This window comes from Caballeronia pedi (assembly GCF_001544915.2).
Classification (GTDB): domain Bacteria; phylum Pseudomonadota; class Gammaproteobacteria; order Burkholderiales; family Burkholderiaceae; genus Caballeronia; species Caballeronia pedi.
In genome coordinates this window covers 1-14,595 of record NZ_FCOE02000029.1, presented here as the reverse complement: position 1 = coordinate 14,595, position 14,595 = coordinate 1, and the positions used below count along the sequence as shown (strand labels likewise).

Sequence of the window (14,595 nt, the reverse complement as noted above, 5' to 3'; positions counted from 1 at the left end):
GCGGGCTTTCGTTCAATGGCATGGCCCTTGCAGATGACTCCACGTCAAAGTCAGGGAGTGAATCATGCAATCGACATCGACGAACCCGGTCCACTGCTCGGCCGTCCGCGTCCTGAGCGCGATCAATCTCGTCGTGCTGTTCGCGACGAGCGCGGGCTGTGTTGCTCAGACTCAACCACCCGTCGCGCCGCCGCCGCCCGTCGCGGCAGTGGGCGTGCCACCACCGCCGCCGCCGCCCGTGGAAGTCGGCGCGACAGTCAGCGCGCAAGCTACCGTTGCGCGCTTTCTCATCAACCCCGATGGCGACGTCGACGGCTTCCTGACCAGCGACGGCGCGCTCGTGCGCTTCCCGCCGCACATGAGCGCACAGCTCACGTCGGCGCTACGACCGGGCGACAGCGTGCGGATCGACGGCTGGCGCGATGCGGGCGGCAATCTCAAGGCGCAACGCATCACCGACGCGCGAAGCGGGCAGCAACTCATCGATCAGCCGCCGCTGCCGGGCGCGCCGCGCTTGCCGCGCGAACTGCGCGGCGCGGGGCTTGCGCGTCTGAGCGCGCAGGGGCAAGTGGCGCACATCACCACCGCACCGCGCGGCGAGCCCGACGGTGTGATTCTCGCCGATGGCACCGTCATCAAACTGACGCCTCCCGTAGCCCAGCAATTTCCCGCGCTCGTTCGGGCGGGCGCGCAAGTATCGGCGCAGGGCTACGGCACGCGCAATCAATACGGCACCGCGCTCCAGGCGACGTCGTTCGGTGCGCCGGGCAACCTGACTTCGCTCTATGACCGTGCGCCGCCGAGCCCATGAGCGCGTCGACGCGCGGCATGTTTTTATCAACGTCAAATTAAGGATCAACGCAATGCACTGGATCGACCCTGAAAGCCTTCCCGAAACGCGCGGCACGGTCACGCGCTTTCTGCTGAACCCGCACGGTGAAATCGATGGCATCGTGCTGGGCGCGCGGCAAGCGCTGCAGGTTCACTTTCCGCCGCATCTGTCGCGGCAGATCGCGCGGCAGGTCGCCGTGGGCGATGCGGTCCGTGTGCGTGGCGTGAAGCCGCGCGGCGCGGACATGATCGCGGCGGTCTCGCTCGCGACGAAGAGCGGCAAGATCATCCTCGACGAAGGCCCGCATCACGATGGCGAAAAGCATCACAAGCCGCACGTCGAACACAAGCCGATGGAAGCGAGCGGCGAAGTCGTGCTGCCGCTCTTCGGCCCGAAGGGTGAACTGCGCGGCGCGCTGCTCGACGACGGCACCTCGCTGCGCATGCCGCCGCACGCCGCCGCCGAACTTGCGGCGTATCTCGCGCCGGGCGTGCACGTACAGGCGTGGGGGCACGGGATCCGGAACCGCCACGGACGGACGATCGAAGTGGATGAGATCGCCGAACTCATCGACGCGCCGGTTTCCGCCTGACTGAAGACGTCCACGGTGAGCGGCTCATGAATCCTCTCTACGCGCTCGAAGGACTGAGCTTCTTCATGGCGGATGTGCAGGCGGGCATCGGCCCGTTTCTGGGCGTCTTTCTGCAGGCGCAGGGCTGGCATCCGGAGTCGATCGGCACCGTGATGACGCTCGGTGGCATCGCCGGCATGCTCGCGACGTCGCCGGCGGGCGCGCTCGTCGATGCGACGCATCACAAGCGCGGCCTCATCGTGGCGGCGGGCGTCATGACGACGCTCGCTTCGCTCGCGCTGTGGGTGTCGCACGGTTTCTGGATGGTCGCCGCCTCGCAGATTCTCACGGCGGTGACCGGCGCGGCGCTCGGTCCCGCGGTCGCGGGCGTGACGCTCGGCATCGTGCGCGAGCGCGGTTTCGACCGGCAGTTCGCGCGCAATCAGGTGGCGAATCACGCGGGAAATGTCGTGGGCGCGGCGTTGTCGGGATGGCTCGGGTGGCGTTTCGGATTCGGCGCGGTGTTCGCGCTCGCGGGCGTGTTCGGCGCGATGACCGTGCTCTCGACGCTGCTGATTCGCCGCGATTCGATCGATCACGACAGCGCGCGCGGTCTCGCTGCATCGTCGTCATCGTCTTCTTCTTCGTCTTCTTCTTCGGAGCATGAGCACGCAAGCGGTTTTCGCATGTTGCTCACGTGCAGGCCGCTGCTGTTGCTCGCCGCCGCGCTCGCGATGTTCCACCTCGGCAATGCGGCCATGCTGCCGCTCTACGGCCTCGCCGTCGTCGCCGCGCATCAGGGCGAACCGAGCGCCTTCACCGCGCAGACGATCGTGGTCGCGCAACTCGTGATGGTCGTCGCGGCGTACTTCGCGAATCGGCTGATTCAACGCGCGGGCTACTGGGGCGTGATTCTGATCACCTTTCTGGCATTGCCGCTGCGCGGTCTGGTTGCGGCGATGTTCATCACCGCGTGGGGCGTGTGGCCGGTTCAGGCGCTCGACGGTATCGGCGCGGGGCTGCAGAGCGTGGCGGTACCGGCGCTCGTCGTGCGTTTGCTGCAGGGCACCGGGCGCGTCAATGTCGGGCAGGGCGTGGTGATGACGGTGCAGGGCATCGGTGCGGCGCTCAGCCCCGCGCTGGGCGGCTCGATCGCACAGCATTTCGGCTATGTGAGCGCATTTCTCGCACTGGGCGCGGTGTCGACGGGCTCGCTCGCGCTCTGGCTGTGCTTCGGCGCATCGATCAGGAAAGCGTGCGGCAATGGCCGCGATGCCGCCGATGAGTCGTCGCTTGCGCTGTCTGCCGCTTCTGAACGGCGATGAAACGCGCGCGAGAGCGATGGCGTATTCGCGAGTCGTTCGACTGGCGTGTCGTGCCGCTCATGGCGCTCGTGATTGTCGCCGCCGCGACGTCTTACGGCTATCACCGCATCCTGCTCGCGCAACGCGACTGGATCGAGCATACGTATCCGGTGATGTCGACGCTGGAGACCACGCTTCAGTTGGTGACCGACGCCGAAACCGGCCAGCGCGGCTACATTCTCACGGTCAATGAAACCTATCTCAGACCGTACCTGCAGGCGATCGGCGAAGTGCGAGCGCAGCCAGCAAAGCTCAGGAAGCTCGTTCACGACAGCCCGGCGCAGCTTGCACGCGTCGATGCGCTCGACCTCGCCCTGACGGACAAGCTCGCCGAACTCGCACGCACGCTGAGCGTTCTGAGGGAGCAAGGCACAGCGCAAGCGCGCGCGATGATACTGAGCGATGTCGGCCTCGAGCGCATGGACCGGATTCGGATGCTGATTGCGCAGATGCGTCAGTCGGAAACGGAACTGCTGATCGAGCGTACCGATCGCGCATCGCGAACCGAGCGCGCGATGCTCATCGTGACGATCAGTCTTGCGATGGTCTCGATCGCGGCGCGGCTCGGGCTGGGTTTTGTCAGCGGAAGCAGATCGAGATCGTGAACGTGGTCATTCACGCGATATACCGACCTGTCCGCGCTAAGCAGTACGCGGCACGTGCGGAATCCGTTCTTCTTCATACAGCTGGTAGGTGAGTTCGAGCATCGCCTTGACATCGCGCGACTCGTCCAGCATACGCATGCTCATGATGACGGGAGAAACCAGAGTCGGATCGTCCAGTTGCATGTAGTTGACGTCGTTTCGCTTCAGGCCGTTCACACTGCTTGGAACGATCGAAACCCCTTCACCGGCGGCTACCAGCCCAAGCGCAATTTGCAACTCACGTACTTCGTAGATTCGGCGAGGCTTCAGAGCCCGGTCCTGGAATGCGGACAACACCTGGTCCGCGTAGCTCGGACGGGGCGCTTGCGGAAAGATGATCAACGTTTCATTGACGAGTTCACGCAGCGAGAGCATGGCGTTCGTAGCCGATAGAGGATGTCCATGAGGCAACGCGACGATCATCTTTTCCTCGCGCAAAGTTATGCGCCGGATATTCGCGTCCTCCAGTCGAATCCGGCCGAAGCCGACATCGATGCGGCCATCCTTCAACGCTCGAATCTGGTCCATCGTGGACATCTCGTGGAGACTCAGCTCCACGGTTGCGTTCTCGTCGCGGAAGCGTCGGATGAGTTTGGGCAGCATGCCGTACAGCGTCGAACCGACAAACCCGACCGAGAGACTGCGTTCGATGTTTCCCACGCGGCGCGTCATCGACTCCAGTTCCGCGGTCTGGGCGAGTATCTGCGTTGCATGCGAGTAGAAGAACTTGCCGGTTTCGGTCAGCTTCAAGGGCCTGGCGTTTCGCTCGAATAGCTGAACGCCGAGCGCCTCTTCCAGTTGTTGTATTTGACGGCTCAATGGCGGTTGAGCGATGTTCAGAAGTTGCGCGGCACGCGTGAAATTTTTTTCGTCGGCTACCGCCACGAAGTAGCGGAGGTGTCGCAGTTCCATCTCAACAACTCCTGGATTACTCCGGCTTGACGACGATGCCGACCGGAACCGAGGCAGCCGATTTGCGCTGTCCTGCCGCGATCACAGCGAATACTGCGATCAGGAGGGGAACGGCGAACAAACCATAGATTGCCGAAGGCGACCATGCCTTATCGACGAGTGCGCCTGCCGCGATGGGCGCGATCACGGCTCCGACGCGACCAATCCCGATCGCGAGTCCCATGGCCGTCCCTCTGCAATCGGCCGGGTAGACCGTCGGGGTGAGCGCATACATGCCGGTCATGCATCCGAAGGCGCCGGCGCCCGCAACGATAAACAGCACCGTTCCTGTGCCCAGAGCGGACAACTGCATGCCCAGATAGGAGAACAGCAAGGCAGTTACCACGAAGTAGACGGAGACGAGCAGGCGCGTTCCGAGCCTGAGGGCGATAAGACCAAAAAGAGCGCCGCCGAAGATGCCGCCGACATTGAGCAGGATGCCGGCGCGAAGACCATCGTGCGGAGTAGCGCCTCCGGCCACGATGAGTTTCGGCGTCCAGCTCAAGACGAAATAGATGCTGAACATCACCAGCAGCCAGGTCGTGCAAAGCGCGATCGTCCGCCACAGATAGCTGCCGGAAACGATGGTGACCCACGGACTTTTCGGGACCTCGCCGGTCTCCGGCATCGGAAGTTGCGGCAAGGTTGCTCGCTTCATGCGCTCGAGAACCTTGTTGAGTTTCATGAGCGCATTCTTGGGGCGCTTCGTCACGAGGAAGTCGATCGATTCGGGCAGTCCTCTCATGACCAGCGGTATGAGAACCGCCGTTGCCGCACCGCCCAGAACGAACACGCCGCGCCAGCCGAAGTGCTTCAGCACCTCGCTCGCAAGAAGTCCTCCGAGCGTCGCGCCGATTGGATAACCGGCCACCTGAAGGCTAATGGCGGTACTCCGCCACTTGCTGGTGGCGTACTCGGACGTGATCACGTTCATGCTGGCGAGAATTCCACCGATCCCCAGCCCGGTTATCGCGCGCAGCACGAGGAGTTGAGTCGGGTTCTGCGCGTAAGCGGACAGCAACATGCCGAGTGCAATCGTGGGCAAGCAGAGGAGAATCAGCGTTCGTCTTCCATATTTGTCCGCAGCCGGTGCTATCAGGATGGACCCCGCTCCCATTCCGAACAGCCCTGCGCTGAGCAGGTATCCCAGCTCCTTGCCGCTCAGATGCCAGTCAGCGGAAAGATGCGGACCGACAAACGCCAACGCCAGTACATCGAAGCCGTCCAGCATGTTCATCAGGACGCACAACGCGACTGCGCGTATCTGAAATGCGCTCATCGGCCCATTCGCCACATCGTTCAGGAATGCTGATTCTTTCATGGTTGTCTCCTTCCGAGACTATCGGCCAAAATCGAGGCGGCGAGGCCTCGGAGCAATCAAACGTGATAGATGTCGATGACCTGGTGAATCAGGTCGTTCTTCAACACCACTTTTTTGTCCACGATTGAAAAGCCCGATGTACCGAGTTTCAGCGTGTAGTACGACGTTCCGAAAAAGTGGTCGAGCGTTTTGTACCGGTAGTTCATCGTGTGCCAGTTGAACCGTACTTTCACGGTCTTCTCCGCGCGCTCCACGATTTCCACATTCGAGATGTTGTGGGTGGTTCGCGGTTCGGGACTACTCGCGCCGGAGCGTTCCGTATTGAGACGGAAGACGCGGTCTTCAAGGCCGATGCGGTTCGGATAGTAGATAAGTGAGATGTGTTTAGTGGGGTCGTCCACGAGCGCATCGGCGTCATCCCAGCAGGGCATCCAGAAAACCGCGTCCGGATCGTAGCATTCCACCCATGCGTCGAATTGCCGATCGTCCAGCAAGCGGCCCTCGTGGAACAGGAACGCGCAGATGTCGAGGTACAGGTTTTCGAAGCTCGTCATTCCAGCACCTCCATCGGCTTGATGGCGATGACCTTCTGGTCGGCCGGGAGGTTGCGAAGCATCGTTTCAGACCAGTATCGATGCTGTTGCACGAACAACCCTTCGTCTTCGATTCGAACCCCGCTCAGAATCGGCTTCAGCCCGATGCGCGCGGCATTGTCGTCCGCGCCATTCACCCAGCGGGGCGCGCCCCGGCTCAGGTCGTTCCACTGTGCGGCGGCTCCCTTGAAGCCGCTTTGACACGCGCGAAATTCCTCGAGGTCGTCCGGCGTTCCCATGCCGCTGACGTTGAAGAAGTCTTCGTACTGGCGAATTCGCGTGTTGCGATCTTGTTGGCTCTCGTCGCGAGGCCCGAAGCAATAGATGGTGACTTCGGTCTTGTCGACCGAGATGGGACGAACGACGCGAATCTGTGTGGATACCTGGTCCATCACGTACAGATTCGGATAGATGCAGAGATTGCGAGTCTGATTGACGATGGCGTCCGCCACTGCTTCACCGAGTCGCGCCTTCAGTTCTTCACGGCGACCGTGAACCGGGCGGACCTCTGGATTGAGCAGCCGCGTCCACAGAAGCAGATGCCCATGCTCGAACGCATAAAATCCGCCGACGCTTTTCGACCACGCGTTGGCGTCGACTGTACGGATGTTGTCTTCCGAGCGGTCGCGGCGGCCTACGGTGGCGACATAGTTCCAGTGAACCGCGCTGACGTGATATCCGTCGGCGCCGTTCTCGATTTGCAGCTTCCAGTTGCCGTCGTAGACGTACGAAGAACTGCCGCGAAGTACCTCGAGTTCTCCGGGTGTCTGATCGACGATCTGGTCGAGAACGGCCTTGCTCCCTCCCAGGTGATCTTCGATCGGCACGGCGTCCGGATTCATCGAGCCAAAGAGAAAGCCACGGTAATTGGCAAACGACGGAACGCGCGTGAGGTCATGCGAGCCGTCGACATTGAACCCTTCCGGATAGTTGTCCGCCTGCCCATCTTTTACCTTCAGGAGCTTTCCTGTGTTGCTGAAGGTCCAGCCGTGAAACGGGCAGGTGAAAGTCCCCTTGTTGCCCTGCTTGCGCCGACACAACTCCGCGCCCCGATGCGCACACGCGTTGATGACGGCTCCGAGCTTTCCGGCCTTGTCTCGCGTGATGATGACGGGTTGGCGACCGATGCTGGACACGAAGTAGTCGTTGGGGTTGGGAACCTGGCTTTCGTGCGCCAGGAAAACCCAGTTCTGTTCGAAGATGACCTTCATCTCCTGTTCGAACAGGGCTGCATCGGTGAAGATGTCGCGACGGCACCGGAAGCGACCGCTGGCAGGGTCGTCCTGCACGGACTCGGAAACCAGCTGGCGCAGCGCTTGAGCGCTGGCAGTCGTATTGAATGGGGTGTTCACTGTTTGCTCCTCCTGGTGTTCTGGTTTGCCCATTTTCACCATGGAGAAGCACTGGCAATATCCAGTCACTGCACATTCGCTATCCACTTCGTGCAGGACTTTGACCGGGGTAACAACTACCGCATCCGGCCGAGTGTTTGAGACGGGAGTTCGTTGTAGCGAGCCTTGTAAAGCGCCGAGAAGCGACCGAGGTGGCAAAAGCCGTATCGAGTGGCGATATCGGTAACGCTGTCCGATGCCCGAGGTTGAAGGAGATCGGAGCGAACGCGCTCGAGCCTCAAACGCTGGATGAAATCGCGCGGACTTTCCTGAGCATATGATTTAAACAGAACATACAGTTTTCTCAGACTCACGTTCGACGCGGCGGCGATCAGCTCCAGTGAGAGGTCTTCGGAAAGGTTTTCCCGGATATAGCCTTTTATTCTCTCGAAAGCCTGGTTCGTCGCAGGCGTCTGCAAATCGAATGCGTTCGTCTCGAGCTGAGCCAGCAGCTTGCGAATCAGTATCTGCGAATAGTGATGCTGCATTGCCGAGCTGCAAGACGCGCTTCCCGCCTCTTCGCACATTAGCGCCAGCAGGGCCGCCAGTCCTTCGACGGAAGCGAGTGCATGGACGGGGCGAACGAAACGCAGATTCCGGGTGAATACGGACTCCGGTTCTTCACGAGCCATCGCCTCGACAACTTCGACTGGAAGCGTGACGATGAGCTTTTCGCAATCGCTCGAATACTGGACCTGAGCGGGATCGACGGGATTGATGACGAGGAATTCTCCCGGTCTGAATGCGTGCCGGCCATCGGCGCCTGTCCAGGCAGAGGTGCCGCGCACCAGGACCTGCAATTGATAGGAATCGCGCAGCGACTCTGTTGCTATCTCGACGGGACCGCCATAACTGATATTGCACAAGCCTATCTCGGACATGCGTCCAAGGTGCAGACGCGCGGTCGGCCGAATCTGATCGGGCACATGAATGGAGTGCCGTCCGACAGCACGATTGACGTACGCGGACACCTCTCGTGGATCTGCTCCTGTGAATACGGAGCTCTTGGACGACAAATCGAAGGACAGCATGGAGTCTGAGCAACCGCAAGGTGGAGGGACTGTTCTTTTCAACGACAGTTGGCACCAGCCATTGAAAGACCGATATCGGGGTTTCTTCTAGCCGATGTGTCCCGTGCCGCTGGTCCGTCTGTTCTCGATTCGATATTAGAAATCGCCCCGACCCGCGTCAAACACTCTTTGGGCATGGTTCCATACCTCGAAGGTTGCATGCAGTACCGCAGAAGCAACGCATCTAGACATTGCGGGACGCAGGCAGGTTCACGCTCTGCAATAGCGCTTGCAGGTCATCGATATTGAACGGCTTCGACAGGATAGTCACGCCGGCATGTCTCGCTCGCTCGAGTTCGTCGGCATAGCCCGTCATCAGGGCGATGGCCTGCTTCGGCCACTTCCTTCGCACTTTCTCGGCTACGTCGATACCGTTGTTGATGCCGGGCATCTGCACATCGGAAAGGATGAGGTCGAACCTCGCGCCATCGTCGAGCAGGACGAGCGCGGCATCGCCCGTCAGTTCGTGACGCGATTGCCAGCCGAAAACTTCAAGCACGGCAGAAAGCCCGGCGGCGACTTCTTCGTTATCCTCGACCAGCAGGATAGAACCCTTTGTCGGCTCCTTCGTGACGGCAGGCTCGGGTGGCGCCGCGATCTGACGATCCTCGGCTTGCTTTGCCGAGCGGGGAAGAACGAGCGATACCGTGGTGCCTTCTCCCGGCGCGCTCTCGATGCGGGCCGTGCCGCCGGCCTGCTCGCACATCGCGATGACCTGCGCGAGACCCAGCCCGGTGCCTGCGTTCGCGGCCTTGGTCGTGTAGAGGGGCTCGAATGCGCGTCGCACGACCGCGGGCGGCATGCCGACGCCGGTATCCGAGCAGGCGATCACGACGTACTCGCCCGACTTGAGATTGCCTCGTGCCGTCCCGATGGCGATGTTCTCGCAGTGGATGGTGAACGCTCCGCCGAGCGGCATCGCATCCTTGGCGTTGACAGCGAGATTGATCAGCGCAGACTGCAGTTCCGTCGGATCCACGTAAATCGGCCAGATCGCTTCGGGGGCCTCGATATGCAGACCGACCCGCTCGCCGAGCGACATTCGGATCAGTGAGGCGTCCTGCTCCAGCCATACTTTGACGTCGACCACGTCCTGATGCAGCGGCTGTTTGCGAGCGACGCTGAGCAGACGCCTCGCCAGCGCTTCGGCCGAGATGGAGGCGCGTTCGACCGCGATGACTTCCTTTTCCAGCCCGTTGAAGCCCTTGCGCCGCGCCAGCTCCATGTTGGCCTTCACGACCATCAGCAGGTTGTTGAAGTCGTGTGCGACGTTGGCCACGAGATTGCCGAGCGCGCCCATCCGCTTCATCTGGCGAGTGGTCTCCTCGGCGGAAACACGCATCCTGAATTCGGCGTTCCACCTCTCCCACGCCGTCCGTTCCCGCCTCAGGCGGCCCAGGCTGAATGCAACCAGCAACCAGATGCCGATGCACGGCAGCAGCGTCGCGACGGCGATCAGCCCATCATGTCCCAGCCATCGGGACGTCACGATCGATACAGGAATGCCGCACGTCACGTAAAGCGGGTAGGCGCCCACCTGTCGATAGACCAGGAGCTTTTCGACGCTGTCCAGCGTCGAGAAAATCTTCAGGTGGCCGCTATGAGCGTCGACCTGAATCGCTTCGAAGAGAGGCTGATTGCTGGTCGGCGGCCGCCGTGCCTGCGGTGCGGGAAATCGAACGAGGGTGGTGCCGTCGCTTCGAAACAGGCCGACGGTCAACGCCCTGTCATGAACGGTCAGCCGTTCATAGAACGCGGAAAAATAGTCACGTCGGAGCGCGATGACCAACGCGCCGAGAAAATGGCCGTTCGCGTCGTAGCGCGGCAAGGTCAGATTGAAGACGTCGATGGCGGGGGCGGAAGTTCGCTCGGGTTGCGAGATGATCACGCCCGATGCGCTCGCAGGTTTCCCGGGCGCGCTCGCGAGATGCTCATCGATCGATTGAAGTCCGACGGGGTAGGTGTTGCTACTGACGAGCAGATTTCTGTTGCGTCCGTATATCTCGATGGAAGCGACCGAAGGCAAGCGCCGGGCTGTGTCCTCGAGAAAATCGTGCAGCGATTTCTGTCGTGCGCGGATCGCCGCATCGCCGTCATCGTGAACCATCGCCAATACCCGCAGCGACACTTCCTGGATGACGTCCAGCGCTTTTACGGCATGCTCCTCGGCGATTCGCGCGAGGCGATCGATTCCTTCAGATGAATCGGCAATGCGGGTCTGATAGCCAAAATAACCGTAGGCCGCGAGAAAGAGCAAGGGCGTGACGATCGAGGCGATCAATGTCGCGATGAGCATGCGGCGAGTCGTGCCGAAATCGCGTGGCGGCACGGGAATGTCCAGCGCTGAACCGTCCGAAGCGGGCGTTTCCTGATGAATGGTCATGAGACTTGCTTGACGATACGCGAACGCGAAGTCTATTCACATGTCCCCGGAGCGTCAAACGAGCGACTTTGGCGATCCTGACGATGTCGCATCCTTGGCTCGTTTCGGGACGTATACCGATTTACGAGGATCTACGCGCATACGCGCATCGGGAGAACTTCGATGACTACATTACGCAAGGCTTCGCTGACGCTTACCGCCGTCAGCGTCATCTTTTCGTCTGCTGCGCTGGCCGGAGGCAATGGCAATGGCGGCAACGGCAGTGGCGGGTCTCACGGGGCCGCCACATCGGGGATGACGTATCACAGCGAACCCGTGTCGAGCCCCTGGAATCGCGTTCCGGGCGATTTGAGCAGAAACGATGCATCGCGGACGTCCGGACGCGCTCCCGCACCGATGGAACGTCCGGTCGATTCTGAAAAAACGGGTCAATAGGTTTTCGAGGTCGTCGCTCGAACTGATGTCGTGAGTTTCATTTCTCCATACAAAAGCTTTTGCGTCACGCCGTGATTCGACCTCAGGCGCTCTCGCGATCGACGATCCTGAAACCCGTGTCCACACGTAGCGGTGGAAGAGATGGCTGCTTTGCGTCGAGCCGGCTCACGAGTGCTTCGGCAGCTAGTCTTCCGATCGACGCCCCATCGATCCGCACGGTCGAAAGCGAAGGATGGACATGTGCCGCGGTGCTCAGATCGCCGAAACCCATGACGGCGACCTGCTGAGGAATCCCGATACCGCGCTTCGCCGCCTCGGCCAGAATGCCCTGCGCGAGCGTATCCGTGCTGCACGCAATCACGTCGGGCAAGCCTTGTTCGAGCAGGCGGACGAAACCTTCGCGCCCGGTCTGAAGTGTCGCGGGAGCGGGGAGCACTTCGATCGGTACATCTGCTATGCCCTGGCGCTTCAACTCGTCGATTATGCTCATGCTTCGCCGCACACCGCGCGGGTCGTCGGCCGACAACACGGCGAACCGGCGATACCCCTTCAGCGTCAGATGTCGCGCGACGGCAATGCCGACCGCCTCATGCGAGAAGCCGATCAGCATGTCGATCGGATCGTCGGTGAGATCCCAGATCTCCACGATCGGCACCCGGGTTCTGCGTAGCCGCTCGCGCGTCAGCGGCGAATGGTCGGTGCCGGTCAGGACGATGGCGTCCGGCCGTCTGCCGAGCAAGGTCTCGACGAGCTGTTCCTCGCGCTCCGGCGAGTAGTCGGTCAGGCCGAGCAGCGTCTGGTAGCCGGCTGCGGCAAGCGTCGACATCATGGTCTGCACCATGTCCGTAAAGATGGACGTGGCTATGGTCGGCAACAGCAGGGCGATCAGATGACTCCGGTTCGTTGCCAGGGCTCCCGCGAGCATGTTGGGCACGTAGCCCGTGACGCGCACCGCGTCCATCACGCGCTGCCGCGTCTCCTCGCGCACGAGCTCGGGTCGTTTGAGCGTGCGTGACACGGTCATTGCGGTGACGCCTGCCAGACGCGCGACATCTTCCAAAGTCACGCTGTCATTTGTCTGAGGTGTTCGACCAGGCGCGGGCGCGTAGCTCTCTTCCATTTCAACTCCGTTGTTACGCACGATTGTATCGATACCGGTAAGTCCAGCCAAAGATTGTCATAGAGATACGACGTCTTATCTCAAAGCAGCGGGAAAACCCGAATTCACGGAATGTTGGCGCTAACATAACCTTCAAACCCATGAGACATCACACAACATTCCGGAGACGATGATGGAGAAAGGCGTGCAACAGGCAAGAACCACGATCGGTCACGGAGACGTTCGCGAGACGGCGGCGGGAGCGAGCGCCAGCGCGGGCAGCTACGCCGGACGCACCCGGGCGCGGTTTCTGGTCGTGTTCATGTTGTTCATCGTCACGACGATCAATTACGCGGATCGCGCGACCATCTCGATCACCGGCTCCTCGATCCAGAAGGCCTTGCACATCTCGCCGGTCGAGATGGGATATATCTTCTCGTCGTTCGCGTGGGCGTACGTGATCGCGCAGATTCCCAGCGGCTGGCTGCTCGACCGCTTCGGGTCGCGGCGCGTGTACGCATTCAGCATCTTCTTCTGGTCGATCCTCACGGCAGTCCAGGGCTTCGTTGCTGCGTTGCCGATCGGCGTTGCCTTTGCGACGCTCTTTCTGATGCGCTTTCTCGTCGGGGCAGCCGAAGCGCCGGCGTTTCCGGGCAATGCGCGTCTGACCGCCTCCTGGTTCCCGACTGCGGAGCGCGGCACGGCATCGGCCATCTTCAATTCGGCGCAGTACTTCGCCACCGTGCTGTTTTCGCCGATCATGGGCTGGATCACCCACACCTATGGCTGGCCCCACGTCTTCTTCGCGATGGGCGCGCTCGGCATCCTCGTCGCTGGCCTGTGGCTCAAGACCATCTATGCACCGCGTCAGCATCCGCTGGCGAACGACGCGGAAGTGAGATACATCGCCGATAACGGTGCAATGGTCGATCTGGAAGACCAGCAACTCGCGAAAGAACGCCGTGCCGCGCAAGCCCATACGAAGAGCAGGCAGGGCCGCCATGCAATCGCGCAATTGCTGAGGAGTCGCATGATGCTCGGCGTCTTCATCGCGCAGTACTGCATTACCACGCTTACCTATTTCTTCCTGACCTGGTTCCCGATCTACCTCGTCCAGGAGCGGCATATGTCGATCCTGAAGGCGGGCTTCGTCGCCTCGATCCCGGCAATCGCGGGGTTCCTCGGTGGCGTGCTCGGCGGTGTCGTGTCCGATCGGCTGATGAAGCACGGCTTCTCGACCAGCACCGCGCGCAAGGTGCCGATCGTCGTGGGCCTGCTGCTGTCGACCTGCATGATCGCGTGCAATTACGTCGATAACCAGTGGCTCGTGATCGGCATCATGGCCGCGGCGTTCTTCGGCAAGGGCATCGGTGCGCTGGGCTGGGCGGTCGTTTCCGATACTGCGCCCAAGCAGGCGAGCGGGCTGTGCGCGGCGCTGTTCAACACGTTCGGCAACACGGCGGGCATCACGACGCCGATCGTCATCGGCTATCTGGTGCAGGGAACGGGCTCGTTCGCGGCGGCGCTCGTGTTCGTGAGCGCCAATGCCTTGATCGCGATCGTCTGCTACCTGTTCGTGGTCGGCAAGATCGAGCGTTTCGAACTGGCTGAATGATTCCAAATGCATGCATGACGACGCGTGCATCCTCTAACCAACCGATGGTAATTTGACATGTCCAACACTACGACTCGCGTCAACGCGACGCCCACCGTCACTGAACTTCGCGTCATTCCCGTTGCCGGGCGTGACAGCATGTTGATGAACCTTTCGGGCGCGCACGGGCCCTTCTTCACGCGCAACATCGTGATTCTGACGGACAGTGCGGGCAACACGGGCGTCGGGGAAGTGCCGGGCGGCGAGAACATTCGCAAGACCATCGACGATGCGCGTTCGCTCGTCGTCGGCCAGTCGATCGGCAACATGCAGGCGGTGCTCAACAA

The 14,595-nt window shown here is 61.4% G+C and carries 12 protein-coding genes and 1 pseudogene; 6 read left to right on the top strand and 7 right to left on the bottom strand.

What is annotated here, in order from left to right; genetic code table 11:
• Positions 1–64 precede the first annotated feature (64 nt).
• From AWB80_RS30575 to AWB80_RS30560, 4 genes are read left to right on the top strand one after another with little or no spacing between them, the layout of a single operon-like run.
• The gene (locus AWB80_RS30575) at positions 65–811 is read left to right on the top strand and encodes a hypothetical protein (protein ID WP_061178435.1); all 747 of its coding nucleotides are present in this window, start codon (positions 65–67) and stop codon (positions 809–811) included.
• 52 nt (positions 812–863) lie between these two features.
• Positions 864–1,424: a hypothetical protein gene (locus tag AWB80_RS30570; protein ID WP_061178434.1), complete on the top strand. Its 561-nt coding sequence runs from the start codon at positions 864–866 to the stop codon at positions 1,422–1,424.
• Between the two features lie 26 nt (positions 1,425–1,450).
• Entirely contained in the window at positions 1,451–2,728 is a 1,278-nt protein-coding gene (locus AWB80_RS30565; RefSeq protein ID WP_061178433.1) for an MFS transporter, read from the top strand.
• Positions 2,725–3,372 carry a CHASE3 domain-containing protein gene (locus tag AWB80_RS30560; protein ID WP_061178432.1) on the top strand — a complete coding sequence of 216 codons (648 nt, stop codon included), beginning with the start codon at positions 2,725–2,727 and terminating at the stop codon, positions 3,370–3,372. Before AWB80_RS30565 ends, AWB80_RS30560 begins: the two co-directional genes overlap by 4 nt.
• A 36-nt stretch (positions 3,373–3,408) precedes the next feature.
• On the opposite strand, the gene AWB80_RS30555 is transcribed toward AWB80_RS30560, so the two are convergent.
• The 7 genes from AWB80_RS30555 to AWB80_RS30520 form a co-directional block, all read right to left on the bottom strand.
• Entirely contained in the window at positions 3,409–4,323 is a 915-nt protein-coding gene (locus AWB80_RS30555; protein ID WP_061178431.1) for a LysR family transcriptional regulator, read from the bottom strand.
• 16 nt (positions 4,324–4,339) lie between these two features.
• Positions 4,340–5,683, bottom strand: coding sequence for an MFS transporter (locus AWB80_RS30550; protein ID WP_061178430.1), 1,344 nt, complete (start codon positions 5,681–5,683; stop codon positions 4,340–4,342).
• Positions 5,684–5,739: 56 nt separating this feature from the next.
• The gene (benB, locus tag AWB80_RS30545; RefSeq protein WP_061178429.1) at positions 5,740–6,237 is read right to left on the bottom strand and encodes a benzoate 1,2-dioxygenase small subunit; all 498 of its coding nucleotides are present in this window, start codon (positions 6,235–6,237) and stop codon (positions 5,740–5,742) included.
• On the bottom strand, positions 6,234–7,628 hold the full coding sequence (locus tag AWB80_RS30540; RefSeq protein WP_244206820.1) for a Rieske 2Fe-2S domain-containing protein: 1,395 nt from the start codon (positions 7,626–7,628) through the stop codon (positions 6,234–6,236). Before AWB80_RS30540 ends, benB begins: the two co-directional genes overlap by 4 nt.
• 116 nt (positions 7,629–7,744) lie before the next feature.
• Positions 7,745–8,698 carry an AraC family transcriptional regulator gene (locus tag AWB80_RS30535; RefSeq protein WP_087131712.1) on the bottom strand — a complete coding sequence of 318 codons (954 nt, stop codon included), beginning with the start codon at positions 8,696–8,698 and terminating at the stop codon, positions 7,745–7,747.
• A 223-nt stretch (positions 8,699–8,921) separates the two neighbouring features.
• Complete coding sequence (locus AWB80_RS30530) at positions 8,922–11,120, bottom strand: hybrid sensor histidine kinase/response regulator (RefSeq protein ID WP_061178427.1); 2,199 nt, start codon at positions 11,118–11,120, stop codon at positions 8,922–8,924.
• Positions 11,121–11,637: 517 nt separating this feature from the next.
• Positions 11,638–12,675, bottom strand: coding sequence for a LacI family DNA-binding transcriptional regulator (locus AWB80_RS30520; protein ID WP_061178426.1), 1,038 nt, complete (start codon positions 12,673–12,675; stop codon positions 11,638–11,640).
• A 301-nt stretch (positions 12,676–12,976) separates the two neighbouring features.
• Between AWB80_RS30520 and AWB80_RS30515 the strand changes: the two genes are divergently transcribed.
• Positions 12,977–14,269, top strand: a complete 1,293-nt coding sequence (locus AWB80_RS30515; RefSeq protein ID WP_061178508.1) for an MFS transporter — start codon at positions 12,977–12,979, stop codon at positions 14,267–14,269.
• A 57-nt stretch (positions 14,270–14,326) separates the two neighbouring features.
• A pseudogene (gudD, locus tag AWB80_RS30510) lies at positions 14,327–14,595 on the top strand (glucarate dehydratase); the annotation flags it as partial.